Source organism: Enterobacter sp. EC_50 (assembly GCF_019584525.1).
In the GTDB taxonomy this organism is placed as follows: domain Bacteria; phylum Pseudomonadota; class Gammaproteobacteria; order Enterobacterales; family Enterobacteriaceae; genus Enterobacter; species Enterobacter roggenkampii.
Genome location: NZ_VDAF01000010.1, coordinates 64,454 through 90,635, shown reverse-complemented (window position 1 = coordinate 90,635; position 26,182 = coordinate 64,454). Strand labels below are relative to the sequence as shown.

The 26,182-nt window shown below is 56.5% G+C and carries 24 protein-coding genes; 7 read left to right on the top strand and 17 right to left on the bottom strand.

Annotated features, from left to right (window positions below; all coding sequences use genetic code 11):
* Window positions 1-75: 75 nt before the first annotated feature.
* From FHC48_RS10325 to blr, 3 genes are all read right to left on the bottom strand, one after another.
* Window positions 76-516, bottom strand: a complete 441-nt coding sequence (locus FHC48_RS10325) for a DUF2569 domain-containing protein (RefSeq protein ID WP_021241142.1) — start codon at window positions 514-516, stop codon at window positions 76-78.
* Between the two features lie 86 nt (window positions 517-602).
* The gene (gene ydgT, locus FHC48_RS10320) at window positions 603-818 is read right to left on the bottom strand and encodes a transcription modulator YdgT (protein WP_006174966.1); all 216 of its coding nucleotides are present in this window, start codon (window positions 816-818) and stop codon (window positions 603-605) included.
* A gap of 231 nt (window positions 819-1,049) precedes the next feature.
* Window positions 1,050-1,175: a division septum protein Blr gene (blr, locus tag FHC48_RS10315; RefSeq protein WP_168112406.1), complete on the bottom strand. Its 126-nt coding sequence runs from the start codon at window positions 1,173-1,175 to the stop codon at window positions 1,050-1,052.
* 243 nt (window positions 1,176-1,418) lie between these two features.
* On the opposite strand from blr, the gene FHC48_RS10310 reads away from it, so the two are divergent.
* Window positions 1,419-2,459, top strand: coding sequence for an oxidoreductase (locus tag FHC48_RS10310; RefSeq protein ID WP_039023863.1), 1,041 nt, complete (start codon window positions 1,419-1,421; stop codon window positions 2,457-2,459).
* Between the two features lie 55 nt (window positions 2,460-2,514).
* Here FHC48_RS10310 and add read toward each other — a convergent pair whose 3' ends face one another.
* The 3 genes from add to malX form a co-directional block, all read right to left on the bottom strand.
* The gene (gene add / locus FHC48_RS10305; RefSeq protein ID WP_023343982.1) at window positions 2,515-3,516 is read right to left on the bottom strand and encodes an adenosine deaminase; all 1,002 of its coding nucleotides are present in this window, start codon (window positions 3,514-3,516) and stop codon (window positions 2,515-2,517) included.
* 96 nt (window positions 3,517-3,612) lie between these two features.
* Window positions 3,613-4,785: a MalY/PatB family protein gene (locus tag FHC48_RS10300; RefSeq protein WP_220420530.1), complete on the bottom strand. Its 1,173-nt coding sequence runs from the start codon at window positions 4,783-4,785 to the stop codon at window positions 3,613-3,615.
* A 48-nt stretch (window positions 4,786-4,833) separates the two neighbouring features.
* Window positions 4,834-6,426: a maltose/glucose-specific PTS transporter subunit IIBC gene (malX, locus tag FHC48_RS10295; RefSeq protein WP_023343984.1), complete on the bottom strand. Its 1,593-nt coding sequence runs from the start codon at window positions 6,424-6,426 to the stop codon at window positions 4,834-4,836.
* A gap of 179 nt (window positions 6,427-6,605) precedes the next feature.
* On the opposite strand from malX, the gene FHC48_RS10290 reads away from it, so the two are divergent.
* A complete protein-coding gene (locus FHC48_RS10290) occupies window positions 6,606-7,634 on the top strand; it encodes a Mal regulon transcriptional regulator MalI (protein ID WP_032663672.1) in 1,029 nt (342 codons plus the stop codon).
* Between the two features lie 124 nt (window positions 7,635-7,758).
* Here the strand turns inward: FHC48_RS10290 and FHC48_RS10285 are convergent, their stop codons facing one another.
* Window positions 7,759-9,291, bottom strand: coding sequence for a YdgA family protein (locus FHC48_RS10285; protein WP_008500557.1), 1,533 nt, complete (start codon window positions 9,289-9,291; stop codon window positions 7,759-7,761).
* Between the two features lie 99 nt (window positions 9,292-9,390).
* Complete coding sequence (manA, locus tag FHC48_RS10280; RefSeq protein WP_059363750.1) at window positions 9,391-10,566, bottom strand: mannose-6-phosphate isomerase; 1,176 nt, start codon at window positions 10,564-10,566, stop codon at window positions 9,391-9,393.
* Between the two features lie 199 nt (window positions 10,567-10,765).
* Here manA and fumA point away from each other — a divergent pair, with 199 nt between their 5' ends.
* The gene (fumA, locus tag FHC48_RS10275; protein WP_008500555.1) at window positions 10,766-12,412 is read left to right on the top strand and encodes a class I fumarate hydratase FumA; all 1,647 of its coding nucleotides are present in this window, start codon (window positions 10,766-10,768) and stop codon (window positions 12,410-12,412) included.
* A 183-nt stretch (window positions 12,413-12,595) separates the two neighbouring features.
* Window positions 12,596-13,990 (top strand): class II fumarate hydratase, encoded by a 1,395-nt coding sequence (gene fumC / locus FHC48_RS10270; RefSeq protein WP_059363749.1) that lies wholly within the window; start codon window positions 12,596-12,598, stop codon window positions 13,988-13,990.
* Here fumC and tus read toward each other — a convergent pair whose 3' ends face one another.
* From tus to rstA, 4 genes are all read right to left on the bottom strand, one after another.
* Complete coding sequence (gene tus, locus FHC48_RS10265; RefSeq protein WP_059363748.1) at window positions 13,991-14,920, bottom strand: DNA replication terminus site-binding protein; 930 nt, start codon at window positions 14,918-14,920, stop codon at window positions 13,991-13,993.
* A gap of 72 nt (window positions 14,921-14,992) precedes the next feature.
* Window positions 14,993-16,291: a two-component system sensor histidine kinase RstB gene (gene rstB / locus FHC48_RS10260; protein ID WP_008500552.1), complete on the bottom strand. Its 1,299-nt coding sequence runs from the start codon at window positions 16,289-16,291 to the stop codon at window positions 14,993-14,995.
* Between the two features lie 75 nt (window positions 16,292-16,366).
* Window positions 16,367-16,627, bottom strand: a complete 261-nt coding sequence (locus tag FHC48_RS10255) for a hypothetical protein (RefSeq protein WP_059363747.1) — start codon at window positions 16,625-16,627, stop codon at window positions 16,367-16,369.
* Between the two features lie 244 nt (window positions 16,628-16,871).
* A complete protein-coding gene (gene rstA / locus FHC48_RS10250) occupies window positions 16,872-17,588 on the bottom strand; it encodes a two-component system response regulator RstA (RefSeq protein WP_021241154.1) in 717 nt (238 codons plus the stop codon).
* 128 nt (window positions 17,589-17,716) lie between these two features.
* Between rstA and FHC48_RS10245 the strand changes: the two genes are divergently transcribed.
* Window positions 17,717-18,052: a GlpM family protein gene (locus FHC48_RS10245; protein WP_023617531.1), complete on the top strand. Its 336-nt coding sequence runs from the start codon at window positions 17,717-17,719 to the stop codon at window positions 18,050-18,052.
* Here FHC48_RS10245 and folM read toward each other — a convergent pair.
* The 3 genes from folM to ydgH form a co-directional block, all read right to left on the bottom strand.
* Window positions 18,049-18,771, bottom strand: a complete 723-nt coding sequence (folM, locus tag FHC48_RS10240; RefSeq protein WP_220420529.1) for a dihydromonapterin reductase — start codon at window positions 18,769-18,771, stop codon at window positions 18,049-18,051. The genes FHC48_RS10245 and folM overlap by 4 nt on opposite strands.
* A gap of 39 nt (window positions 18,772-18,810) precedes the next feature.
* On the bottom strand, window positions 18,811-20,193 hold the full coding sequence (locus FHC48_RS10235; protein WP_059363745.1) for an amino acid permease: 1,383 nt from the start codon (window positions 20,191-20,193) through the stop codon (window positions 18,811-18,813).
* Window positions 20,194-20,377: 184 nt separating this feature from the next.
* Window positions 20,378-21,322 carry a DUF1471 family protein YdgH gene (gene ydgH / locus FHC48_RS10230; RefSeq protein ID WP_023327293.1) on the bottom strand — a complete coding sequence of 315 codons (945 nt, stop codon included), beginning with the start codon at window positions 21,320-21,322 and terminating at the stop codon, window positions 20,378-20,380.
* A 535-nt stretch (window positions 21,323-21,857) separates the two neighbouring features.
* On the opposite strand from ydgH, the gene pntA reads away from it, so the two are divergent.
* Window positions 21,858-23,387: a Re/Si-specific NAD(P)(+) transhydrogenase subunit alpha gene (gene pntA / locus FHC48_RS10225; RefSeq protein WP_021241157.1), complete on the top strand. Its 1,530-nt coding sequence runs from the start codon at window positions 21,858-21,860 to the stop codon at window positions 23,385-23,387.
* Between the two features lie 10 nt (window positions 23,388-23,397).
* The gene (gene pntB / locus FHC48_RS10220; protein ID WP_021241158.1) at window positions 23,398-24,786 is read left to right on the top strand and encodes a Re/Si-specific NAD(P)(+) transhydrogenase subunit beta; all 1,389 of its coding nucleotides are present in this window, start codon (window positions 23,398-23,400) and stop codon (window positions 24,784-24,786) included.
* Window positions 24,787-24,908: 122 nt separating this feature from the next.
* On the opposite strand, the gene uspE is transcribed toward pntB, so the two are convergent.
* Window positions 24,909-25,859, bottom strand: coding sequence for a universal stress protein UspE (gene uspE / locus FHC48_RS10215; RefSeq protein ID WP_008500542.1), 951 nt, complete (start codon window positions 25,857-25,859; stop codon window positions 24,909-24,911).
* Window positions 25,860-25,968: 109 nt separating this feature from the next.
* A complete protein-coding gene (locus FHC48_RS10210) occupies window positions 25,969-26,163 on the bottom strand; it encodes a hypothetical protein (RefSeq protein WP_008500541.1) in 195 nt (64 codons plus the stop codon).
* Between the last annotated feature and the right edge of the window lie 19 nt (window positions 26,164-26,182).

Here is a 26,182-nt window from a genome sequence, read left to right as displayed (position 1 = left end):
ATTTAGCCTGAAATAAAAAAGCCGCCTATTATCGGACAAACCCAGGCAGGCGACAACAGGTTATCTGTAGGGTTATTACGGGTTCACGAAGGTGTTTTTCACCCGCGTCGAACGCTTGAAGTAGGGCACCAGCAGCGCCGCGGCCAGCAACGGGAAAAGCAGCTGACGAACGGCCAGCGCGTCTGAAACGGGCGAAAAAGCAAACGCCTTCACCGCCAGCAGGACCGAAACCAGCAGCCAGATAATGTAGTGCTTAGGCACATTCTTACGGCGCTTAAAGAAGGCGATGGTCAGCCACAGCGTGTAGTACCACATCCCGATCGCGAAAACGAACGACACAAACCACAAAGCAATATTAAGCACGCTTTGCGACAACAGAGTCTGAATGGCGTGAGGGGTAATCAGTGCGGTGGTATAAAGCAGCAGCGCAAGTGATGCGCTTAATAAGGCAACCAGCAGCCATGCCAGTGGGGCGATTAACCAGCCTCCAATGCGTTCTCCAGGCGTTGCGGTCATGAACTCTCCCATAATCTGCGCGAAATGTTGTACAGCCAGTTGGCAGGGCGGAGAGTATATAACATTTCGCGCGGATGGCTACTTTCTTATAAAACGTAACGCCACACGGACTTTGGCACTTCGCCGACGTTGAACAAACGGCCACCGGAGACCAGCTCCGCACGGCGATGGTCAGCGGCGCGATACATATTAATGATTTCCTGATTATCCGACAGGGTGTAGTTCAGATGGTCAAACAGTTTTTCCAGGCTCTCAAGCGAATTGATCTTGCGAAATTTTAATAAATAGTCCTGAACTGTCATATTAATAAGTTTCCATATAAAAGTGAGTAATACCAGTTAAGGTAATTCGTTCGAATAATAAACGGATTAATAAAGACGTAAACAGCCCACTCAGGTAACGCGACGAAATTAGGAGTTTTCTTTGCTGAAACTCAGGCATCAGACGATGCCCGGAAGAGAAGGTTAACCGTGTTCACCAGGGCTGGCAATAAGTAACTGACATATTATGTCACTCTTTATTGCAGTAACCGGTTACTTAGGTTGAGCGACGGTGACAGGCTCCGGCGGCTGGTAGTTATCGATATGGCTGGCAACGCCCAGCAAAATGACCGACACCCCAAGGACAATCCATCCCGCTAATTCAATGATTCGATTAATAATTGACGTCATGATGTGTAATTGTACTTTATCCATAAAGACAGGGCGCAAATGTTACAGCGACGTTTCCCTGACGGCAAGGGCTTTGGGAACGGTTCCCTTAAACAAAATCAGTAGGTTAATACTATGTAACAAAAACAATCCGTATAACCTGCTATTTTACGTCATACGGCACATTATTAATCCGTGATAATGCCAGACTAGCCAGTGTGAAATAAGAACGACTTAAAAGAGGATGACACTATGAGTGATAATATCCGCGTTGGGCTTATTGGTTACGGGTACGCGAGCAAAACGTTTCATGCGCCTCTGATAGCCGGGACGCCGGGGATGGCGCTGGCGGCGGTATCCAGCAGCGACGCTGCTAAAGTCCATGCAGACTGGCCTTCTGTGCCGGTTGTCTCCGAGCCAAAACATCTTTTCAACGATCCAAACATTGATTTAATCGTCATTCCCACGCCGAACGATACCCACTTTCCGCTGGCAAAGGCCGCGCTGGAAGCCGGAAAGCATGTGGTTATCGATAAGCCCTTTACCGTGACACTGTCACAGGCTCGCGAGCTGGATGCACTGGCAAAGAGTCTGGGCAGGCTGCTGTCGGTGTTCCATAACCGCCGCTGGGACAGTGATTTTCTGACGGTAAAACGGCTTCTCAGTGAAGGTACGTTAGGGGAGATCCTCTTTTTTGAGTCGCACTTTGACCGCTTTCGCCCGCAGGTACGAAACCGCTGGCGCGAGCAGGCCGGTCCTGGCAGCGGTATCTGGTATGATTTAGCCCCGCATCTGCTGGATCAGGCCGTCAATCTCTTTGGCCTGCCGGTGAGCATGACGGTCGATCTGGCCCAGCTCAGGCCCGGTGCGCAGACGACCGATTACTTCCACGCGGTGCTCAGTTACCCGCAGCGGCGAATTGTGCTGCACGGGACGATGGTCGCGGCGGCAGAATCTGCCCGTTACATTATTCACGGCACGCGCGGCAGCTACGTGAAGTTTGGTCTCGATCCGCAGGAAGACAGGCTGAAAAACGGTGAGCGTCTGCCGCAGGAAGACTGGGGCTATGATATGCGCGACGGCGTCGTCACGCGGGTGGAAGGCGAGGAGCTGGTCGAGGAGACCTTGCTGACGATACCGGGTAACTATCCGGCGTATTATGCCGCTATCCGCGATGCGCTGAACGGCACGGGAGAGAATCCGGTTCCGGCCAGCCAGGCGATACAGATTATGGAGCTGATTGAGCTGGGGATCGAATCTGCCAAACATCGCGCGACGCTCTGTCTGGCATAAGTTTTTGACGTTGCTGTAGGCCGGGTAAGGCGTAGCCGCCACCCGGCAAAGGGGGTTACGCGGTTGCCACCTTATCCCGCAGCGCCTGCTTCTCTGCAGGCGTCAGGAAGGCGATCTCCAGCCCGTTGATCTGCGCCTGACGGATCTGCTCGCGGCTCAGACCCGCCTGCGGTGCCGCGATGTTGTACTCGTGGATGATATCCACGCCCTGAACCGCCGGATCGTCCGTATTCAGCGAGGCCAGCACGCCGTGCTCGAGGAAGGTTTTCAGCGGGTGCTGCGACAGCGATGCTACGGTGCTGGTCTGAATGTTAGACGTCAGGCACGACTCAATCCCGATACGCTGCTCCGCCAGGAAATCCATCAGGGCGCGGTCTTCTACCGCCTTCACGCCGTGACCGATACGTTCGGCGCCCAGCTCGCGGATAGCCTGCCAGATGCTTTCCGGGCCAGCCGCTTCACCCGCGTGCACGGTAATGTGCCAGCCGGCATCGCGCGCGCGGTTGAAGTGGGAGAGGAACAGGCTGCCCGGGAAGCCCAGCTCGTCACCGGCGAGATCGACGGCGGTGATGGCATCACGATGGGCCAGCAGCGCTTCCAGCTCCTGCAGGCAGGCGGCTTCACCGAAGGTACGGCTCATGATGCCGATCAGGCGAGCCTGAACGTCGAAGGTTTTACACCCTTCGCGGACGCCTTCAATGACGGCTTCCACGACGCCTGCAACGGGCAGGTTGTGGGTCATCGCCATGTAGCCCGGCGAGAAGCGCAGCTCGACGTAGTGCAGGCCGTTGCGGGCGGCATCTTCGATGTTCTCAAACGCCACGCGGCGGCAGGCATCCAGCGACGCCAGCATTTTCACGCCCCAGTCGAGTTTGCTCAGGAAGCTGACCAGGTCCGGTTCATTAGAGGTCACCTGTACGTGAGGGATCAGGGACTCAAGGGTCTGAGCAGGAAGCGTTAAATTGAACTGGCGGCCAAGATCGAGGATGGTTTGGGCACGAATGTTACCGTCAAGGTGACGATGAATATCAGTTAAAGGCAGGCGTGTATCAATCATGGTCGCACTCTTTTCTGGTTAAAGTGCGCCATATTATAAAAACAAAACGGGGTAAAAAGCTATTTGCGCAAGGGAATATTCCGTTGCGCAAATTGATTATAGAAGCGTATTAATGCCAGCAATCAGGCGTTGAACCCCTTGCTCGAGCTTGCTGCGCGGGCAGCCCGCATTCAGGCGTACGAAGCCATTTCCCTCTTTTCCATAGGTATATCCCGGCATGATGGCGACCTTTTGCTGCTCGATCAGCACTTTTTGCAGCGCCCGATCGTCAATGTTCAGCGGACGCAGATCGATCCAGGCCAGATAGGTCGCTTCCGGCGGCTGCCAGTTGAGTTTCGGAAAAGCGCGGTTTACTTCCTGAGCGATATACAACAGATTGTCTTCCAGATAACCCCGCAGGGCATCCAGCCACGGCCCCCCTTGCTGATAGGCGGCGATATGCGCCGTTAGCGCCAGCACGGAAGGGGAAGAGAGCCCGTCCCGACCTTTTAACGCGCTGAGATAGCCGTTACGGCTCTCTTCATCGCCGATCAGGCCATAAGCCCCCGTCAGCGCCGGAATGTTAAAGCTTTTCGAGCCGGAGGTCAGAAGCGCCCATTTGCTCCGCGCCACTGCGGTCCACGGCGTGTGACGATGTTCTCCCCACACCATGTCCATATGGATTTCATCGCTGATAACCGCCACGTCATAGCGCTCGCAGAGTTCCGCCATCTGCGTCAATTCATCCCGCGTCCAGACCTTGCCGGTCGTATTCTGCGGGCTGCACAGCAGCAAAATTTTGTTTTCCGGTTTCGCCAGCGCCGCTTCCAGGGCTGCCATATTGCCCTGCCAGCCAGCGGCCTGTTTTTCCATTTCAACCGCCACAACACGACGCCCGTTTCCCTCTATGGCTTTGTAAAAGGCATCGTATGCCGGGGTGTGAACCACCACGCCGTCGTCGGGTTTTGACCAGAGGCGAATCAGTTCCGAGACCATGTAGATGACGGAGGGGCCATAAACCACGCTTTCGGTATCAATTCGGGTGTTAAAGCGCTGCTGGAACCAGTGTGCGACGGCGGCGAGAAACTCGTCGTTTTTCCAGCGGCTATAGCCAAACACGCCGTGATGAATGCGCTGTTGCAGCGCGTCGGTTATGCAGGGGGCGGTGGCGAAATCCATATCCGAGATGGTGAAGGGCAGCAGATCCGCCGCGCCAAAGCGGTCGGCGACATAGTCCCACTGCGTACACCAGGTGCCGTGTCGATCCACGACGGTTGAGAAATCAAACATGCTTTAATCCTTAACGTAAAACCCCCTCATGGTGAGGGGGCTGAGGCATCAGGCTTCTACTGTTCGCATCAGGGTCGCCAGCTCATCTTTCACTGACTGTACCTGCGGGCCGATAACCACCTGCAAATTGTGCTGGTTTAACTGTACCACGCCGATGGCCCGGTTGGCCTTGAGGGCGTTGGTATCCACTTTTGACATATCCGCCACCGACAAACGCAGGCGGGTAATGCAGTTATCCAGCGAGGTGATGTTATCCGCACCGCCCAGCGCCGCCAGAATGGCAGGGGTGTTATAGCCGGATTTGCCCACGGTACCGGCAACCGCCTGTTCAACGCTGGTGGCCGTATCAATATCGCGGCCTGGCGTTTTCAGGTTAAAACGGGTGATGGCGAAGCGGAAGATCCCGTAGTACACCGCAAACCAGATTGCCGCCACGACAGGGACCAGATACCACTTAGTCGACAGGCCGTGCAGGATCCCGAACACCACGAAGTCGATCACGTTACCGTCAGTGTTGCCGATGGTGACGCCCAGCACCGCCATCACGGTGAAGCCCAGCCCGGTCAGCACCGCGTGAATCAGATACAGCACCGGCGCGACGAAGAGGAACAGGAACTCGATAGGCTCGGTGGTACCGCCCACGACGCAGGCGATCACGCCGGAAATCAGCAGGCCTTTAATTTTATGACGGTTTTCCGGGCGCGCGCAGTGGTACATTGCCAGCGCAGCACCCGGCAGGCCGCCGAGGAAGGCAGGCATTTTACCCTGAGACAGGAAGCGGGTTGCGCTTTCGGAGAAGCCGTGTGTCGTCGGGCAGCTGAGCTGCGCCTGGAAGATAGTCAGCGCGCCGCTCACGTCGTGACCGCACACCTCCATGGTGCCGCCCGCTTCGGTGAAGCGAATCAGGGCCACCAGGATATGCTGCAGGCCAAACGGCAGCAGCAGACGCTCGCCGGTGCCGAAGATCATCGGACCAAAATCTCCCGCGCCGTTAATGATGCGGCCAATGCCGTTGATGCCCATAGCGAAAACTGGCCAAATCAGCGGAATAATCAGACCAAACAGACCCATAACGACCAGGGTCACGATCGGGACAAAGCGGGTGCCGCCGAAGAAAGCCAGGGCATCCGGCAGGCGGATATTGTGGAAGCGCTCGTGCAGCATCCAGATAATTACCCCGGCGATCACCGCCCCGAGGATCCCGGTGTCGATGGACTGAATACCAATCACGCTCTGAATGTTGTTGGCCTTCAGCACGGCGGCGTCGGTGGTCGGCAGTATGCCTTTTGCGGTCAGCCAGAAGTTAACCGCCAGGTTCATCACCGCGTAGCCCACAAAACCGGCAAACGCTGCGACGCCTTTGTTCTCGCGGGCCAGGCCCAGCGGGATTGCGATACAGAACATCACGGGCAGGAAACTGAAGGCAAAGGAGCCGACTTTACTCATCCAGATAAAGATCGCCTGCAGCACGGGCGCGCCGAGGAAGGGGATCAGCGTGATGACGTCTTTACTGCTGAGCGAACTGCCGATCCCGAGCATGATCCCGCAGAACGAGAGAAGCGCCACGGGCAGCATAAAGGTTTTACCCAGTTGCTGGAAAAATTCCCACAGCGATATTTTTTGTGCTGCTTTCGCCGTCATAAAACGACTCCTTTATGGTTAAAATCAGTTTGTCTGCTTCAATGCTGCGAGAAGATAAAACGTTTTATCAAAGTTTAGTGCGCGCTAAATCACATTCTCAGGCTTTGACTGGTAGTATAAAGATAACGTATTGATAAAACGTTTTACCGATCTCATTTTTCAGGGAGTCACGCCAACACATGGCTGTAGCGAAAAAAGTCACCATCAACGATGTCGCGCTGGCGGCGGGGGTTTCCGTCAGCACCGTTTCTCTGGTACTGAGCGGAAAAGGACGCATCTCTCCCGCGACCGGTCAGCGGGTGAACGAGGCGGTTGAGCAGTTGGGCTTTGTGCGAAACCGCCAGGCGTCGGCGCTGCGCGGCGGGCAAAGCGGGGTGATTGGCCTGATTGTCCGTGACCTGACGTCACCGTTCTATGCGGAGCTGACCGCCGGCTTAACCGAAGCGCTTGAAGCGCAGGGGCGGATGGTCTTTCTGCTTCACGGCGGTCGCGAGGCCGATCAGCTGCTTTCCCGGCTCGATATGCTGCTGAATCAGGGTGTGGACGGGGTGATCGTCGCCGGGGCGTCGGGCGTGGGCAGCGAGCTGTGCGAGCGTGCCGCTGAAAAAGGCGTGCCGCTGGTGTTTGCTTCACGCGCCAGCTACCTCGATGAAGCCGATACGCTGCGCCCGGATAACATGCAGGCGGCGCAAATGCTGACCGAGCATCTTATTCGTCGCGGCCATCAGCGCATTGCCTGGCTGGGCGGCAAAAGCTCGTCCCTGACCCGCGCCGAACGGGTCGGCGGCTACTGCGCGACGCTGATTAAATACGGCCTGCCGTTCCACAGCGAGTGGGTTGTTGAGTGTGAGTCCAGCCAGAAGATGGCGGCGGAAGCGATAGGCGCGCTGCTGCGCAGCAGCCCGACCATCAGCGCCGTCATTTGCTATAACGATGTGATCGCCATGGGCGCCTGGTTTGGCCTGATCCGCGCCGGGCGTCAGAGCGGCGAGGGCGGGGTGGAAACCTTCTTCGGCCACCAGGTGGCGCTGGGGGCGTTCGCCGACGTCGGTGAAAACGCGCTCGACGATCTGCCGATCGTCTGGGCCACGACCCCAGCGCGGGAGATGGGCTACACCCTGGCGGACAGGATCATGCAGCGCATCGACAATACGGACGTTCAGGCCGGGCACCAGATTGTGGCGGCGCGGCTGGTGCCGGTGAAATAATCTCCGCTGCACATCGCCCGGCGGTGCTGCGCTTACACGGGCCTGCAACGGCCCGGAATCGTAGGCCGGGTAAGCGTCAGCGCCACCCGGCAATAAAAACCCCTCATGCGAGGGGTTTTGACGTTTACTGCTGCGGTGCCGCCGGTTCGGCTGGCGCTGCCGGTTCAGCCGGTTCCGGCATCCCCAGAGCAGGCATGCCAAACATGCCGACAAAATCCTCCAGCGGCATTTTGTCGCCGTTGAGCGTGACCTGGCCGTTGGCGTACTGCAGGCTGGTGGAAATCGTGTTGTTGTCCACCTTCGTGATGCGGAACATCTGGCCCATGGCCGCCAGACCTTTCACCTGCTGGTTCGCCAGCTTGCCGGCATCTTCATCGCCGTAGCCTTCCAGCTTCGCAATCTGGGTCATAAACTCGGTCGCCATATCCATCGGGATGGTCAGCTTGCTGTCGAGCGACTTCACGCTGCGATCCACTTCCTGCGCCAGCGTCTGCGGTTCACCCGTGGCGGTGGCCGGATCCTTCAGGAACAGCGACAGGTTAAAGCTGGTTTCGCCTTTGCTGTTTTTCCAGCTCAGCGGCGCAACGGTGATCACCGGCTCGCCTTTCAGCAGGATTGGCAGGTTGTTGAACAGCACCGCCATCGCCTGCTGCTGGTACACTTCCGGGTTCTGCTGCAGCGCGGCATCGGTCAGCAGCGCCTGGCTCTCTTTGCTGTATTTCTGGCTAAATTCGTGCCACGCCTGGCCGTCGATATTGCCGATCTTCAGCGACAGTTTGCCGGTGCCCAGATCCTGATTCTGCACTTTCAGGCTCTTCAGCGTGTAATCCAGCTGGGTATTGATGCTCTTACCGTCTTTGGAAACGTCGGATTTGCCGTTGACGTCCATGCCTTCCAGCACGGCCATCTCTTTGCCTTCAACCGCAATGGCGACTTTATCGAGAGACAGTTTCTGATCGCCGATACGCTCTTTAAAATCGGTCATGCGGCTGTTGCCGTCGGCCTTCAGGTTGTTGAAGGTGAGCTGAACTTTTTGATTGTATTCGTTCACGGCGTTGACCAGGCCACTTTCCGCTTCACCCGTCAGGGAGAACACGTTCCCGTCGCGGTCCGCGTCAAGTTTGAAGTGACCACCGCTAAAGGCGACTTTCTCATTCTCTTTCTCGTAGTTCAGCGCTTTCAGCGCGATATCGGAACTGGTGTCACCGGCATAGCTGATGCGGGTGTCGATTTCGAAAGGTGAGGTATTTTTTGCGAGGTCGAACAGCGGTTTGGTGACGTCGTTATTCACCAGGACCGTGTGAACGGACGCCATTGACGGGATCAGGTTAAACGACTTTAGCTGCGCCAGCGGGAAGGGACCGTGGCTCACCACTTCATCCAGCACCACGCTCTGACCCGGTTTCAGCCAGCCGTTTTCCGTACCGGCAACCGGCTTCACCACAACCTGCATACGGCTGGTAAACACGCCGCGCTCATAATTCTGGTAGCTCAGCTCAAGGCCCGCTTCCGGCGCGCTGCGCTTAATCTCTCCGTTAGCCTGCGCCACCATCTCAGCCAGGCGTCCTTCCAGCTGTTTCCCGGTAAACCAGGAGGCACCCGTCCAGACCACGCCTAACGCTACAATCACTCCTACCGCTACGACCGATTTTTTCATTGCGACTATCCCTAAAATGAAACCAGGCGGTAAAAACCGCCTGGAGATATTAAGCCTGCAACTAGCTTAGCAAGAGTTGTTAAAAAATTCAGTAAGTGCTTAAAGCTTATTGAAAACGCGCGCCAGTCGACCGGTGCCGCTTACGCTAACCGGAGACTCATTGGCTGCAACGAATGCTGATTCACCGGGCTTAAGCACAAGACGCTGTTCGCCTTTGTGCAGCGTCGCTTCGCCTTCCACGCAGAACAGGATCGCCGCACTTTCCTGTGCGATGGTCGTTTCTGTCTGGCTCAGGTCGTGCAGGGAGAAAGCAAAATCCTCAACCGGAATCGGGAAGTCCAGCTCTGCGCCGTTTTTCACCGGCTGAGTCAGCAGCTCCGCGGCAGGTTTCGCCACGAACTTGACGTTGGCAACCAGCTCGGGGATGTCGATGTATTTCGGCGTCAGGCCCGCGCGCAGCACGTTGTCAGAGTTGGCCATCACCTCCAGCGCCACGCCCTGCAGATAGGCGTGCGGGGTTTCCGCGAACAGGAACATTGCTTCACCCGGATTCAGCTTCACCACGTTCAGCAGCAGAGGGGAGAACAGGCCGCTGTCGTCCGGGTAGAATTCGGAAATCAGACGGATGGTCTCCCACGGTTCACCCTGCTGGCTGTCCAGAGCGGCTTTCAGTACCGCCAGCGCGTGGGACTTCTCTTCACCCTGCATGTTCAGCAGGCTGGCAAACAGCTGGCTTAGCGCCTCGGCATTCGGGTTTTCAAGGAAATGCGCGATAGCGTTATTGGCACCCGCGACCGGCTGCAGCAAGGAGATAATCTCTGAAAATTCGCGGAACGCGTTCATCGCCAGGAACGGCGTCAGCGCGAACACCAGCTCCGGCTTGTGGTTAGGATCTTTGTAGTTACGCTCGGCGGCGTCTAACGGAATACCCGCCGCGTTCTCTTTCGCAAAGCCGATTTCAGACGCTTGCTTGTTCGGATGAACCTGGATGGAGAGCGGCTGGTCAGCGCACAGCACTTTAAACAGGAACGGCAGTTCGCCAAAGCGCTGAGCCACCTTGTCGCCCAGCAGCGCGGCTTTATCGGCGTCAATTACGTCACGCAGGCTGCGTGCCTGGCCGCTGGCGTCTTCAATTTTTGAGCTGCTCTTCGGGTGCGCCCCCATCCACAGTTCTGCCATCGGCAGGTTGTTTGGGTTCGCGATACCGTAGAGATCCGTTAACGCAGTTTTACTTCCCCAGGCGTAGTTTTGCACTGAGTTGATGAGTTTTTGCATTATCAAGCCCTGATTCAAATGTGGAATAAACTCCGGGTATTAAAGCAATAAACCACATGGAAGTAACCTGTGGATGTAAAAAGTCGTACTAGTCTCAGTTTTTGTTAAAAAATTGTGTAGGATAAGCTGACTCGCTTTTAAGCCGGGCAGCGGAACATCTGCCCTGAATAAACAGACCGAAGCAGTAAGTGAGAGACCAATGTCGAATAAACCCTTCCATTATCAGGATCCTTTCCCCCTCAGTAAGGATCAGACCGAGTATTACCTGTTAACCCGCGATCACGTCTCCGTCTCTGAGTTTGAAGGACAAGAGATCCTCAAGGTGGATCCGCAGGCGCTGACGCTGCTGGCGCAGCATGCTTTCCACGACGCCTCGTTTATGCTCCGTCCTGCGCACCAGCAGCAGGTGGCCGATATTCTGAGCGACCCGGAAGCCAGCGAAAACGACAAGTACGTTGCCCTGCAGTTCCTGCGTAACTCCGATATCGCGGCGAAAGGCATTCTGCCTACCTGCCAGGATACCGGTACGGCGATCATCGTCGGTAAAAAAGGCCAGCGCGTCTGGACCGGCGGCGGCGATGAAGCGGCGCTGGCGCACGGCGTATATAACACCTACACCGAAGACAACCTGCGCTATTCGCAAAACGCGGCGCTGGACATGTACAAAGAGGTCAACACCGGTACCAACCTGCCTGCACAGATTGACATCTACAGCGTCGACGGGGATGAGTACAAATTCCTCTGCATCGCCAAAGGCGGCGGTTCGGCCAACAAAACCTATCTCTATCAGGAGACCAAAGCGCTGCTCACCCCGGGCAAGCTGAAGAATTATCTGGTTGAGAAGATGCGCACCCTCGGCACCGCGGCGTGCCCGCCGTACCATATCGCGTTTGTGATTGGCGGTACCTCGGCGGAAAGCACGCTGAAGACCGTGAAGCTGGCCTCAACCAAATACTACGACGGCCTGCCAACCGAAGGTAACGAGCACGGCCAGGCGTTCCGCGACGTGCAGCTTGAGCAGGAGCTGCTGGAAGAAGCGCGCAATCTGGGCCTCGGCGCGCAGTTTGGCGGCAAATACTTCGCCCACGACGTGCGCGTGATCCGTCTGCCGCGTCACGGTGCATCCTGTCCGGTCGGGATGGGCGTCTCCTGCTCTGCGGATCGCAACATCAAGGCGAAGATCAACCGCGACGGCATCTGGATCGAGAAGCTGGAGAACAACCCGGGCAAATACATCCCGGAAGAACTGCGTAAAGCGGGCGAGGGGGAAGCGGTTCGCGTTGACCTGAACCGTCCGATGAAAGAGATCCTGGCGCAGCTGTCTCAGTATCCGGTTTCGACCCGTCTCTCCCTCAACGGCACGATTATCGTGGGCCGCGACATCGCGCACGCGAAGCTGAAAGAGCGTCTGGACAACGGCGAAGGGCTGCCGCAGTACATTAAAGATCACCCGATCTACTACGCGGGCCCGGCGAAAACGCCTGAAGGCTATGCCTCTGGCTCATTAGGCCCAACCACGGCGGGCCGTATGGACTCGTACGTCGACCAGCTGCAGGCTAACGGCGGCAGCATGATCATGCTGGCGAAAGGCAACCGCAGCCAGCAGGTAACGGACGCCTGCCACAAGCACGGCGGCTTCTACCTCGGCAGCATCGGCGGCCCGGCTGCGGTGCTGGCGCAGGGCAGCATCAAGAGCCTGGAGTGCGTGGAATACCCGGAACTGGGCATGGAAGCGATCTGGAAAATTGAGGTGGAAGACTTCCCGGCGTTTATCCTCGTGGATGACAAAGGCAACGACTTCTTCAAGCAGATCCAGTCCTCTCAGTGTTCGGCGTGTGTGAAGTAGTCTGAAGAAAATGCCGGGTGGCGCTGACGCTTACCCGGCCTACATTCTCGTAGGTCGGGTAAGGCGAAGCCGCCACCCGACACCAAAAAGAGCGCACAAAGCGCCATACCGTTTCTCAGAAGTCATCAATACTTATCCCTTAAGCATGTGAGCAATCCCGACAGTGTTATCAAGGAGAAAGTAATGACCACGGTACGCCATGAGAAAGACTCGATGGGCGCCATCGACGTCCCGACCGACAAGCTATGGGGCGCGCAAACCCAGCGTTCGCTGGAGCATTTCCGTATCTCGACTGAAAAAATGCCCGTTTCGCTGATTCAGGCGCTGGCGCTCACCAAACGCGCAGCCGCGAAGGTAAACCAGGATTTAGGCCTGCTGGCGGCAGACAAGGCCACCGCCATCATAAATGCCGCCGACGAAGTGCTGGCGGGCAAGCATCCCGACGAATTTCCGCTCGCCATCTGGCAGACCGGTTCCGGCACCCAGAGCAACATGAACATGAACGAAGTGCTGGCGAACCGGGCCAGCGAGCTGCTGGGCGGCGTGCGCGGCATGGAGCGCAAGGTTCACCCGAACGATGACGTCAACAAGAGCCAGAGTTCTAACGACGTCTTCCCCACGGCCATGCACGTGGCGGCGGTGATTGCTATCCGCGAGCAGCTTATCCCCCAGCTCAACGTCCTCAAATCCACGCTCAACGAGAAAGCGCAGGCCTTCCGCGATATCGTCAAAATTGGCCGTACGCACCTGCAGGACGCCACGCCGCTGACGCTCGGCCAGGAGATTTCCGGCTGGGTGGCGATGCTGGAACACAACCTGAAGCATATTGAAAACAGCCTGCCGCACCTGGCGGAGCTGGCGCTCGGCGGCACGGCGGTCGGCACCGGGTTAAACACCCATCCGGAGTATGCGGTGCGCGTGGCGGAGGAGCTTGCGGCCATAACCGGACAGCCGTTCGTCACGGCGCCCAACAAGTTCGAAGCGCTGGCGACCTGCGATGCGCTGGTCCACACCCACGGCGCGCTGAAAGGGCTGGCGGCGTCGCTAATGAAAATCGCCAACGACGTGCGCTGGCTGGCCTCGGGCCCGCGCTGCGGCATCGGTGAAATCAGCATTCCGGAAAACGAGCCGGGCAGCTCCATCATGCCGGGTAAAGTCAACCCGACCCAGTGCGAAGCCATGACTATGCTCTGCTGTCAGGTACTGGGCAACGACGTGGCCGTTAACCTGGGCGGTGCATCCGGCAACTTCGAGCTGAACGTCTATCGCCCGATGGTGATCCACAATGTTCTGCAATCGATTCGTCTGCTGGCGGACGGCATGGAGAGCTTTAACGAACACTGCGCGGTGGGGATCGAGCCAAACCGCGAGCGCATCAGCCAGCTGTTAAATGAGTCGCTGATGTTGGTGACCGCGCTCAATACCCATATCGGCTACGATAAAGCCGCCGAGATCGCCAAAAAAGCGCATAAGGAGGGGCTGACGCTGAAAGCCTCCGCCCTGGCGCTGGGCTATCTGACGGAGGCGGAGTTTGATGCCTGGGTGCGCCCCGAGGCGATGGTCGGCAGTCTGAAATAATCAACTCGCCACGTACAGGTGCAGCCGCGGAATAATGAGCTGAAGCGGCTGCGCCTGAGGTCGGTAACGGTGCTGGACATTTTCAGCATCGTAATTCAGCAACTCACCAATATCCGGCACGATAGCCCCCTGGTCGGCATCATAAAGCGCAATCAGGGGCGTTGGACAGGCATACTGCACCTGTTTTTGCTGGCCGGAATACCAGACGCGGGCGATAGGCTGCACCTTCACCGGGCGCTTAATTTTGAGGCGCGTATCCGCTGGCAGCGAGGCGATGCTGTGGTACTCCTGCTCCAGGCGCTCGATCCACTGCTCACGCGACCACGGCGCGACGGTGCGCGGCGTCTTCAGGCTCTTTTCCAGCTGCGCCAGAATTTCATCCCGGGTGAAGTTTTTAATGATGTGCTTATTCGCCCAGCCGAAGCGCAGCGTGGCGGGATGGCGCAGAACCGTCAGCGTGCGATAGGCATTCAGGGTAATTAACCCCGGAAGCTGACGGTGCACCCACTCAAACCGGGCGGCGGGGGCCAGGCCCGACTCTTCGGTAACGATCTTCTCAAATGCCGCTTTCAGACTGTTGATATGGGCAATCTGGCTTTCCAGCGCCTCGCGCGCTACTGCATCGGTTTGCAGACAGATCACGCCCGGCAGCCGCACGGCCGCCTTGCTGCTGCGCTGTTCAGACTGCTGCTGGATAAAAAGATGGCGATAGTGTTTCATCGCCAGCTCCAGTGCGGCCTTGCCGATGTGCTGCTTCACGTCGATGGTGTCCAGCGGATCGTGCTCGGCCCCTTTGGCCACCTCGGGCAGGGTAAAGACGCGCGCGGCCAGCAGGCGGCAGGTCTGCAAACGTTCTGTCAGGGTCTGCAGCTCGTGTTCTATTTCCCGAAACGTGCTGTTCAGCCGTTCAATAAGATCGTAGGTCGCCATAAGCCCCTCATTAGTTACAACATACTTATCATATAGCACAGCACGCCGGGTCAGGCCAGCGTGCGGTTGAAGTCAGGCAGGGACGGGAAGGGCGATGTTATGGTACACCGGCCAGCTAAAGCAGAAGCGCGCGCCGCCGAGCTCGCTCTCTTCGCAATGCACCGTGCCGCCCATCGCCTGCGCGATAGAGTGAACGATTGCCAGCCCCAGACCGCATCCGCCGGTGGCGCGATCGCGGCTGGGATCGAGGCGGACAAACGGTTCAAACACGGTTTCGCGTGCCTCCGGGGCAATCCCCGGTCCGTCATCCTCTACCGTCAGGCGGGCCTGATTGCCCTGCAAATCCAACCCAATCTGCAGCGTACTTTCGCTGTAGCGCATGGCGTTGTTCATCAGATTGTCCAGCACGCGCTCCATCAGGCGCATATCGAGCGCGCCGTAATCACCCGGCGTGACGCGCGTCAACAGCGTGCGCTGCGGGTTTACGCTCTGAACGTCATCAATGTGGGTTTGCAGCCAGGCGGGCAGATCCGGCGTGCTGAGGTTTAGCTCGTTTTGCGGGCGATCGAGGCGCGCGTAGGTCAGCAGCTCCTCAATCAGCGCTTCAAGCTGGCCAATGTCGCGGTTAAGCGCCTGAGACTCTGCTTCCGTCAGGTTCTCGCTCATTTCCAGACGATAGCGCAGGCGCACCAGCGGCGTGCGCAGCTCGTGCGCGATCCCGTCGATCAGCTGTTTCTTGCTGGCGATAAGGGCATTGATGTTATCGGCCATCTGGTTAAAGGCCACGCCCAGACGTTCAAAGCTGGAACCGCTGTCGAAGTGAATACGCTCTGTAAAATGCCCCTCGCCAAAACGCTGTGCGGCGGATTCGAGTTTCAGCATGTCCTGCCAGTGCGGGCGCATCCAGATAAAAACCGGAAACGCGAGTGAAATGGCGATAAAGGCCATCAGCGCCATGTCCAGCAGGCGCATCTGATGCAGATAATAGAGATAGGGCACCGGCCCGACGGCCAGCACGTAATGGCTGCGCGGAATTCGCTGGATAAAGGTGTATTTCTCATCCAGCGCGACGATATCCCCGTCGCGCAGACGCTGCATGGCGGGCGGGTCCAGATCGAAATCTTTCAACGGCTCGATGCGTAAATCGAATGACAGATTGAGATCCAGCTCTTTCAGGGTTTTCGCCCAGTCGTGTGGCGGGATCTCTCTCAGCTCGCTGCGCATCAGATAGAGCGAGCTTTTCATCAGGTCGTCCAGAGACTGCCTGCCCGCACGTTCGGCGGTAAATTTATACACCAGCCCGACCAGCATGGTCATCACCAGGAAGCAGACAAACAGTAAAAGATAAAACTGCACAAACAGCTTTTTCATTGGATCTCACCGCAAAAACGCTATGTGCAGAATATACATGAAAAGCCTTCGCGTTTTTCATGTCTGTGGAGCGTCTTACATGGCTTTTGCGCTGTTTTTTACCTTGGCGATGAGTTTTTCCGTCATGGCCAGGCCTTCTGCAATGTGCGTATCAATCACATCCGTTCCGTATTCGCTGATGAGATCCAGCAGTATTTCGTAAGACTGGATGAGTTCCAGCAGGTCAAAGAGCGCTTTTTGATCGGTGCGAGAGGGGGAGGCGTGGTTCAGGGTTGCCTGATTAACAATCCACTCAAGATTGGTTTTTATCGCTTCTACCTGACCGTAGCTATACATAATTCATGAGCTTAAATCCTCATTTCAAGATTTATTGGAGAGATGTCGTGAAAGCTTCACGGCGAAAATGAGTAAAACAATCGCAAGAGCGGGGCGAGCTGAAGAAAGGAGAGTCGAGAAGGTAATTATGGAATAGTTTGCGTGCTTAGCAAGTTAATTGTTGCGCAAACGTAAAAATAAACGCGCGAAAGAAGGGCATTCTCGCGTAATGCCTTTATTTCGCGCAGGTTATCCTGTCCGGCGATCAGGTTTCCCACGCATGTGGGGCAAACAGATAGCCCTTGTTACGCACGGTTTTAATGCGGTAGGGCTCGGTGGCGTTATCCTGCAGTTTTTTGCGCAGACGCGAAATCGCCACGTCCACGCTGCGGTCCATTCCGTCATAGCTTACGCCACGCAGGTTTTTCAGCAGCGCGTCACGATCCATGATCTGCCCGGCATGCGTTGCCAGCTCCCACAGCAGGTCAAAATCTGCGGTGGAAAGGGCGATAAGCTCGCCAGAGAGCAGCACCTGACGGTTAATCGGATCAATAGACAGCGTACCGAAACGCATCGCTTTGTGCGGCGTCAGAGACGGCGCCGGTGCTTCGCGTTCGATGCTGGCGTGCTGGCGTAAATGGAGGCGCAGGCGAGCGAGCAGGACGGCAGGCGGTGTGGTTTTCAGAATGTAATCATTGGCACCCATCTCCAGCGACAAAATATGGTTCATATCGCTGTCCAGTGAGGTGAGCAGGACGATAGGGCCCTCCCACCGGGCGCGCAGGTCGCGGCAGAGCGTCATGCCGTCTTTGCCCGGCAACATGATATCCAGCAGCACCAGATCCGGGTTTTCACGGACGACCACCTCTTCGGCACGATCGCCACGAGGTTCAACAATGACGTCCATATCATGTTTACCCAGATAGGCGGCGATCAGCTGCCCGACTTCGGGTTCGTCTTCAACATAAACAATCTTATTCATACAGCGTCTGTTTTCGTGAAAAAAGCCAACATACACCGCGAAACCTTAACCTTCCATTAATCTTTCAAAATTAACGCCGGTTCCGTTATTCTGGCCCATAGGGTGAGTTGATTATTATAAGGAAAACGATGGCTCTGGTGATCAAAGCCGCGCTGGGTGCGCTGGTGGTGTTGCTGATTGGCATTCTGGCAAAAACGAAAAACTACTATATTGCCGGGCTGATCCCTCTCTTCCCGACCTTTGCACTCATTGCCCACTATATTGTGGCGTCTGAACGCGGCACGGAAGCGTTACGCACGACCATCGTGTTTGGCATGTGGTCAATCATCCCGTATTTTCTCTATCTGCTTTCGCTGTGGTATTTCACCGGTTTTCTGCGTCTTCCCCTGGCGCTGAGCGGGGCGGTGGTCTGCTGGGGGCTCAGCGCCTGGGTGTTAATTTTCTTCTGGAGCCGCTTTCACTAGCGCAGCGGTCGGCCGCCGTCCACGGCAAAGGTTCTGCCGGTGACGTAGCAACTGGTGAGCAGGTAATCCACGAGGTCGATGACCTCTTTCTCGCCCGGGGCAATTTTCATCAGCGATTTATTCAGCGCCTGCTGGCGATACTCCGCATCATCGTTTTCGTTGAATAAGATCATTGCCGGGGCGATGGCGTTCACCTTCACCTCGGGGGCGAGCTTGCGGGCAAACGAGCGGGTCATATTATCCAGCGCGGCTTTACTGGCCGCATAGGCAATGTGCTTGTCGCTGCCGCGCTCCACCGCATAATCCGTGAAGTGAATGATGTCGCCCGCAGCATGCCCGTGGCCGCGGAGCAGATCCTGCAGAGCGTGGTTAAGCAGATAAGGGGCATTGACGTGGATCTGCAGCATGGCGGAGAGCGTTTCGCTGAGTGACGTACCCGGCTTTTCGGCCTGCCATGCGCTGGCGTTATGGAGCACGGCGCGCAGACCCGTTGTGGTGGATTTCACCTTTTCCGCAAAGGCCAGAATGCCTTCATCGGTTGAAAAATCAGCCTGAATGCAGACCGCCCCGGCTTTGCGCAGCCCTTCAATCGACGGGTATTCCGTGCGGTAGCTGACAATGACCGGATGGCGAAGGTTGAGAAAATGATGGGCGAGGGCGAGGCCGATACGGCGGCCTCCGCCGGTGATCAGTATGGGGCGAAGCGGTGCATTTCCCATCGTATTCTCCTTTACAGTTCAACAATGGGAAAGGCGATGCTATCCCACTAACATCCAGGTTGCCGGCACGGCAGCAACCAGTAACAGTCCAATTAAGGCCATCTCACGGCGTTTCAGCGCGTTCTCCAGCTGATGCGTGCGGCGGGCGTAGATGAACACCAGCAGACCCGGTGCGTACAGCACCACCGACAGCAGCAGATGCATAGGTCCGGAAGCATACAACAACCACAGGCCGTAAATACAGGCTCCGACACCGACGACATAATGCGCCGGGCGTGTGGCAATTTTTAACAGATACGCACCCACTAAGAAATAGGGTACCAGAATCATCTCCGAGGCGATGGTCAGCAGCGTGTTATAGTCTGAACCTGTGAGCCAGATCAGCACCAGACAGATCTGAACGCTGATGTTGGTCAGCCAGAGTGAGGCAGACGGCGCGCTGTTTTGGTTTTGACGCGCAAACAGGCGTGGAAACGCCTTGTGCGTCGCGGCCAGGAAAGGCACTTCAGCCGCCATGATGGTCCAGCTCAGGTAGGCTCCGCAGACGGAGATGATAAGGCCAGCGGCAATCACCACATCGCCCCAGGGGCCGAGCATTTTCACCATCAGGCCCGCCATTGACGGGTTACGCATTTCAGCCAGCTCAGGACGCGCCACCACGCCCAGCGACAGCAGCGTCACCAGCAGATAGACCCCGAGCGCAGCCAGTACCGCCAGCAGCGTGGCGCGGCCCACATCGCGTTTATTTCGGGACCGGGCGGAAACCACAACCGCGCCTTCAACACCGATGAACACCCACAGGGTAATCAGCATCGTGTTTTTCACCTGCTCCCAGACGGGGACGCCCAGCGCAACGCCGCTGAAATCGAGCGTGAACACGTCCATACGGAACGCAATGAAGGCCAGAACGATAAACAGGCCGAGCGGAACCAGTTTCGCGAGCGTCGCCACCAGGTTAATGCTGGCGGCCGTTTGTACGCCACGCAGCACCAGCCAGTGGACGAACCACAGTAACACCGAGGCGCCCACAATAGACTGCCAGGTATTCCCGTCGCCAAACAGGCGCAGCTCAGGCGTATCGGTAAAGAAACTGAGGGCCGAGAAAACGATCACCAGATAGGAGACGTTGGCGATCACCGCACACAGCCAGTATCCCCAGGCGGAGCAGAAGCCAATCAGCTCGCCGAAACCTTCCCGGGCATAGGTGAAAATGCCGCCGTCCAGATCCGGGCGAATGCGCGTCAGCAGCAGCATGGCGAAGGCCAGCAGCAATATTCCGACACCCGTAATGCCCCAGCCAATGATGAGGGCAGACGGGCTGGCGACGGCCGCCATATTTTGCGGCAAACTGAATACGCCCGCACCCAGCATTGAGCTTAAAACGAGTGCAGTCAGAGCACTCAGGCCAAGTTTCTTTTCCATTGGCTTCCTGTTATGAAAGGTCAAAATCCAGAATAATTATTTCGCTCAGGCGCATAAAAATGGTGGATCACACTAAGGCGCGGGATTTTACGGAGTGTAACGAAAGCATGCAATGACGTGTGGCAGAAATTCAAAAAAAGTAACAAAAAAGGCGGCATTGCGCCGCCTTTTTTAAACGATTTTGTTACTTGTACAGATCGGCGCTGATGGTCACGTTGTTACCACGTTCCTGCCACTGGCGGGTGATGTGGTAGAACTTCGCCCCTTTCTTCGCCGCACGCTTCGCGACCTGGTAAGAGACTTCCGTCATGTTGCCGTAGTTGCCGGTAAATTTGATGCTGTCGAACGGCACCATCTGCGCGGCAGTGGCGTTGTTCAGCTCTTCAACTTTGGTACCGTCTGGCAGCGTAACCGAATAACGGCCACCTTTCGTGGACTGCGTTTCAAAGAAACGGCCCACTTCAGCGCTTGGCGTAGCCGTCGTTGCGACGCCTGGGATTTCCACTTTCTTCGCTTCTTCGCCGCCTTTCGCTATCGCCGCGCGACCGGCTTCTGAGTTTGCCGGAATCGCATCCGGGCTCTGCAGAACACGTTTCTTCGCATCTTCTTTATAGATGAACGCGGTAATACGCTGGTTGCCGCCCTGGTTAGCATCGACCTGACGCACGATGTAGAAAGCGTAGGCCCCTTTCTCTTTCGCGGCTTTGGTGATGGCATCGTTCACTTCAGGCTGGCTGCGGTAAAAGCCCTGAACGGTGACGGTGTCGTACGGTTCCAGCGCAATCGCCTGATCTTTCGGCAGTTCAACAACACCGTTAATCACGCGGTTTTTCGGTGCGTCAGCTTTTGGCGCGTTGTCCTTATACAGCGCAATGGTCACGCGCTGGTTACCGCTGTTGCCGTTATCAGACTGGTCAACAACATAAAACGAGGCTGCCCCGTTTTTATCAGCGGCCTTTGATGCAGCGGCGACGGCGTCGCCAATAGAATTATAACGACCCACAATGACCTTATGGTCAAAAGGTTTTAACGCTGCCGCTTGCTCCGGCGTTAACTCTGTTGCGGCATTCGCAGACAGGGCGGTCGCGGAGAGAAGTGCGGACGCCAGGAGTGTGTTCTTAAGCTTCATAAAAATGATCCTTCGCCTTGCGCAAACCATGTACTGGTATTGTTGTTAATTTGAGACGGTCCCGATTATGGCATTTAAAACCCGTCGCTGTCTGCGCCATTTTTCACTGCCTGTGCTCACTGAATCACCTTATTCGATAACATTTAGTGATATGTTGAAAAAACACGCGTTTGACAAGTAAAACTGATAAAGCTTATGACTTTTACAAGTTAATTTAATGTTAATAAGTTGTTCTCTTATGGCGCTATATCATGTTTTTACCGCTTCGCTTGCGCGAATTATCGGTTCTGGCGATGAATTTAAGGTAAATATCACTGTCAGTGACGCCGATCGCTTATTTTTCACAGATAAAGTAAGAAATAGTGTTTTCTGGCGGTAGATCACGGCCGCTATTTTCAGTAGGTTATAGACAGTTTGTTACTGTTTTATTTTCCGGGGTGAATTGTGTCTCATTGCTTGCGTGATGGCGAAAAATGATACAAACCGCGGGCACTTATCGTTAAACCATCATCAAAAACCGATGGAAGGGAAAACTATGCGTATTGGGGTACCAAAAGAACGGTTAGCCAATGAAACCCGCGTAGCGGCAACACCGAAAACGGTGGAGCAACTGCTTAAGCTGGGTTTTACCGTCGCAGTTGAAAGCGGCGCGGGCAAACTGGCGAGTTTCGATGACGAGGCCTTTATTCAGGCTGGTGCGGAAGTGGTGGACAGTGCCGACGTGTGGCAGTCGCCGGTTATTCTGAAGGTCAACGCACCGGAAGAGAGTGAGATTGCGCTGCTGAATCCGGGCACCACGCTGGTGAGCTTTATCTGGCCTGCGCAAAATCCTGAGCTGATGGAAAAACTGGCCGCGCGCGGCGTCACCGTGATGGCGATGGACTCCGTGCCGCGTATTTCGCGCGCCCAGTCGCTGGACGCCTTAAGTTCGATGGCAAACATTGCGGGCTACCGCGCCATTGTTGAAGCGGCCCACGAATTTGGTCGCTTCTTTACCGGTCAGATCACCGCGGCGGGTAAAGTCCCTCCGGCGAAGGTGATGGTGATTGGCGCGGGCGTGGCGGGACTTGCTGCCATCGGTGCGGCAAACAGCCTGGGCGCTATCGTTCGCGCGTTTGATACCCGTCCTGAGGTGAAAGAACAGGTCCAGAGTATGGGGGCCGAATTCCTTGAGCTGGACTTCAAGGAAGAAGCGGGCAGCGGTGATGGTTATGCGAAGGTGATGTCCGAAGCCTTTATCAAAGCCGAAATGGAACTCTTCGCCGCGCAGGCGAAAGATGTCGACATCATTGTGACCACCGCGCTTATCCCGGGTAAACCGGCGCCGAAGCTGATTACCCGTGAGATGGTGGACTCCATGAAGCCGGGCAGCGTGATTGTCGACCTGGCCGCGCAAAACGGCGGCAACTGCGAATATACCGTAGCGAATCAGGTGACCACGACCGCAAACGGCGTGAAGGTGATCGGCTATACCGATCTGCCGGGTCGCCTGCCGACACAATCGTCTCAGCTGTACGGCACCAACCTCGTTAACCTGCTGAAGCTGCTTTGCAAAGAAAAAGACGGCAACATCACCGTCGATTTTGACGACGTGGTGGTGCGCGGTGTGACCGTGGTGCGTGAAGGTGAAATTACCTGGCCTGCGCCACCGATTCAGGTTTCGGCCCAGCCTCAGGCAGCGCCTAAAGCGGCGCCTGAACCAAAAGAACCTGCCAAACCGGCTTCCCCGTGGCGCAAATACGCGATCATGGCGCTGGTGATTATTCTGTTCGGCTGGCTGGCTGACGTCGCGCCGAAAGAGTTCCTCGGCCACTTTACCGTCTTCGCGCTCTCCTGCGTCGTGGGCTACTACGTGGTGTGGAACGTCTCCCATGCGCTGCATACGCCGCTGATGTCGGTAACCAACGCCATCTCCGGGATCATCGTGGTGGGGGCGTTACTGCAGATTGGCCACGGCGGCTGGATCAGCTTCCTGAGCTTTATCGCGGTGCTGATCGCCAGTATCAATATTTTCGGTGGTTTCACCGTGACTCAGCGCATGCTGAAAATGTTTCGTAAAGGCTAAGGGGTAGCATATGTCTGGAGGATTAGTGACAGCCGCATACATTGTTGCTGCAATCCTGTTTATTTTCAGTCTGGCGGGGCTTTCCAAACACGAAACGTCTCAGCAGGGGAATAACTTTGGTATCGCCGGGATGGCGATTGCGCTGATTGCCACCATCTTCGGGCCGGACACCGGCAACGTGGCGTGGATCCTGGTGGCGATGATCATCGGCGGTGCGATTGGTATTCGCCTGGCGAAACGCGTTGAAATGACCGAGATGCCGGAGCTGGTGGCGATTCTGCACAGCTTTGTGGGTCTGGCCGCAGTGCTGGTGGGCTTCAACAGCTACCTGTACCACACGCCTGGTCTGGAACCGATTCTGGTGAATATTCACCTGACGGAAGTGTTCCTCGGTATCTTCATCGGTGCGGTCACCTTCACCGGCTCCATTGTCGCGTTCGGCAAGCTGCGCGGGAAGATTTCCTCTAAGCCGCTGATGCTGCCAAACCGCCATAAGCTGAACCTGGCGGCGCTGGTGGTGTCGTTTGTGCTGCTGGTGGTCTTCGTGCGTACCGAAAGCGTCGGTCTGCAGGTGCTGGCGTTGCTGGTGATGACTATCATCGCGCTGGCCTTCGGCTGGCATCTGGTGGCGTCCATCGGTGGTGCGGATATGCCGGTGGTGGTCTCCATGCTGAACTCCTACTCCGGTTGGGCGGCGGCGGCGGCGGGCTTTATGCTGAGCAACGACCTGCTGATCGTCACCGGTGCGCTGGTGGGTTCTTCGGGTGCGATCCTGTCTTACATCATGTGTAAGGCGATGAACCGCTCGTTCATCAGCGTCATCGCCGGTGGCTTTGGTTCTGACGGCTCGTCTACCGGCTCCGATGAGGAAGTGGGTGAGCACCGTGAGATCAGCGCGGAAGATACCGCCGAAATGCTCAAAAACTCGCACTCGGTCATTATCACCCCGGGCTACGGCATGGCGGTGGCACAGGCGCAGTATCCGGTCGCGGAAATCACCGAGAAGCTGCGCGCGCGCGGCATCAAGGTGCGTTTTGGTATTCATCCGGTGGCGGGGCGTCTGCCAGGCCACATGAACGTGCTGCTGGCGGAAGCGAAAGTGCCTTACGACATCGTGCTGGAGATGGACGAGATCAACGATGATTTCGCCGACACCGACACCGTGCTGGTCATTGGGGCTAACGACACCGTTAACCCGGCGGCGCAGGACGATCCGCGTAGCCCAATCGCCGGGATGCCGGTTCTGGAAGTGTGGAAGGCGCAGAACGTGATCGTGTTTAAACGTTCAATGAATACCGGCTATGCCGGGGTGCAGAACCCGCTGTTCTTCAAAGAGAACACCCACATGCTGTTTGGCGATGCCAAAGCCAGCGTGGATGCGATTCTGAAAGCGCTCTGACAGGGTAAAGCCCGGTGGCGCAAGCTTACCGGGCCTACCAAACCCGTAGGCCGGGTAAGGCGTAGCCGCCACCCGGCAAAAAAAACCGCCGGTTCGCCGACGGTTTTTTTTCATCTTGCGGGTCAATCGTCTTCCGGATCGTCAAGCTCAACCGGCGTCTGGTACTCATCCGGCTTGATAACCAGCAGGTCGCAGCGCAGATGGTCGATCACCTGCTCGGCGGTGTTGCCGAGGAAGGCGGCAGAAATACCGGTACGTCCAATGGTACCCAACACGACAATCCCCGCCTGCAGGTGTTCAGCCAGGTCCGGGATCACCTCTTCAGGCAGCCCTTTTTCCACGTGGGTCATTTTCTCATCGATGCTGAATTTCTGGCGCAGCGCTTTCATGGCCAGCAGGTGCTGACCGCGGATGGCGTCGTTATACACGCTCGGGTCAAATTCCGGCAGCTCAATGGCGATGTTAATCGGGGTAACCGGGTAGGCACCTACCAGATGCACTTCGGTGTGGTTGACTTGGTCGGCAAGCTGGAGGGTCTCCTTCACCAGCTTCTCGTTCAGCGAGTTATGGTAATCCTCTTCGCTGGCGAGGTTTACCGCCACAACGGCTTTCCCGCCTTCAGGCCACGGCTGGTCTTTCACCATCCAGACCGGGCAAGGGCATTTACGCAGCAAGTGCCAGTCGGTCGGGGTGAAGATCACGGATTCCAGCTTGTCGTGCTGGTGCGCCATCTTCAGCAGCAGATCGTGCCCACCGGCAACGACTTCCTGAATGATGGCTTCGAAAGGTCGGTTGTGCCAGACCACTTTGATATCAATGGGCACGCCCGCTTCCAGGTAATACTTCGCCTGTTCGCGGATCCACGCGGTACGCTGGCTGATGACGCCCTGACGCATAGCGGTGCGCTCGTCAGGCGACAGAAGGGTGGTCATCTCATACGAGAAGTCATAGATCGGCAAAAACGCTTTGATTTTGCCACCAATCCGTTGATGTAAATACACAGCACGTCGTAATGCCGGCTGATCGTCCTGATTCGGATCGATTGCTACCAGCATGTTTTGATACTTGGCCATACAGGTCTCCTTACTACTGTCACCACAGTCTGTAATTAAAAGAGTAACCTATATATCCTGAATGAAACAGAGGAGAGCTTTTGCCAGATCAATAATTCATGAAAATTTATCAGAGGAAAAGCACCGTGGTCGTTACCGCGATAAACGCAATAAACAGCAGCACCATCACCGCTATCGCAAAGGTCGTGGAGTCCTGAACGTAGGTTTTTTCCTCCCCCTTCATTGGGCCGACAAGCATGATCCAGATGAAGATAAAGGTCACTGAGGCAATCACGACTGAAACGAAAAACAGACTTTCTCTCAATTCATAACCTCAACGAGAC

Coding starts and splice junctions, on each gene's coding strand:
- FHC48_RS10325 (WP_021241142.1), bottom strand. CDS start 516: ATGACCGCAACGCCTGGAGAACGCATTGGAGGCTGGTTAATCGCCCCA.
- ydgT (WP_006174966.1), bottom strand. CDS start 818: ATGACAGTTCAGGACTATTTATTAAAATTTCGCAAGATCAATTCGCTT.
- FHC48_RS10310 (WP_039023863.1), top strand. CDS start 1,419: ATGAGTGATAATATCCGCGTTGGGCTTATTGGTTACGGGTACGCGAGC.
- add (WP_023343982.1), bottom strand. CDS start 3,516: ATGATTGATACACGCCTGCCTTTAACTGATATTCATCGTCACCTTGAC.
- FHC48_RS10300 (WP_220420530.1), bottom strand. CDS start 4,785: ATGTTTGATTTCTCAACCGTCGTGGATCGACACGGCACCTGGTGTACG.
- malX (WP_023343984.1), bottom strand. CDS start 6,426: ATGACGGCGAAAGCAGCACAAAAAATATCGCTGTGGGAATTTTTCCAG.
- FHC48_RS10290 (WP_032663672.1), top strand. CDS start 6,606: ATGGCTGTAGCGAAAAAAGTCACCATCAACGATGTCGCGCTGGCGGCG.
- FHC48_RS10285 (WP_008500557.1), bottom strand. CDS start 9,291: ATGAAAAAATCGGTCGTAGCGGTAGGAGTGATTGTAGCGTTAGGCGTG.
- manA (WP_059363750.1), bottom strand. CDS start 10,566: ATGCAAAAACTCATCAACTCAGTGCAAAACTACGCCTGGGGAAGTAAA.
- fumA (WP_008500555.1), top strand. CDS start 10,766: ATGTCGAATAAACCCTTCCATTATCAGGATCCTTTCCCCCTCAGTAAG.
- fumC (WP_059363749.1), top strand. CDS start 12,596: ATGACCACGGTACGCCATGAGAAAGACTCGATGGGCGCCATCGACGTC.
- tus (WP_059363748.1), bottom strand. CDS start 14,920: ATGGCGACCTACGATCTTATTGAACGGCTGAACAGCACGTTTCGGGAA.
- rstB (WP_008500552.1), bottom strand. CDS start 16,291: ATGAAAAAGCTGTTTGTGCAGTTTTATCTTTTACTGTTTGTCTGCTTC.
- FHC48_RS10255 (WP_059363747.1), bottom strand. CDS start 16,627: ATGTATAGCTACGGTCAGGTAGAAGCGATAAAAACCAATCTTGAGTGG.
- rstA (WP_021241154.1), bottom strand. CDS start 17,588: ATGAATAAGATTGTTTATGTTGAAGACGAACCCGAAGTCGGGCAGCTG.
- FHC48_RS10245 (WP_023617531.1), top strand. CDS start 17,717: ATGGCTCTGGTGATCAAAGCCGCGCTGGGTGCGCTGGTGGTGTTGCTG.
- folM (WP_220420529.1), bottom strand. CDS start 18,771: ATGGGAAATGCACCGCTTCGCCCCATACTGATCACCGGCGGAGGCCGC.
- FHC48_RS10235 (WP_059363745.1), bottom strand. CDS start 20,193: ATGGAAAAGAAACTTGGCCTGAGTGCTCTGACTGCACTCGTTTTAAGC.
- ydgH (WP_023327293.1), bottom strand. CDS start 21,322: ATGAAGCTTAAGAACACACTCCTGGCGTCCGCACTTCTCTCCGCGACC.
- pntA (WP_021241157.1), top strand. CDS start 21,858: ATGCGTATTGGGGTACCAAAAGAACGGTTAGCCAATGAAACCCGCGTA.
- pntB (WP_021241158.1), top strand. CDS start 23,398: ATGTCTGGAGGATTAGTGACAGCCGCATACATTGTTGCTGCAATCCTG.
- uspE (WP_008500542.1), bottom strand. CDS start 25,859: ATGGCCAAGTATCAAAACATGCTGGTAGCAATCGATCCGAATCAGGAC.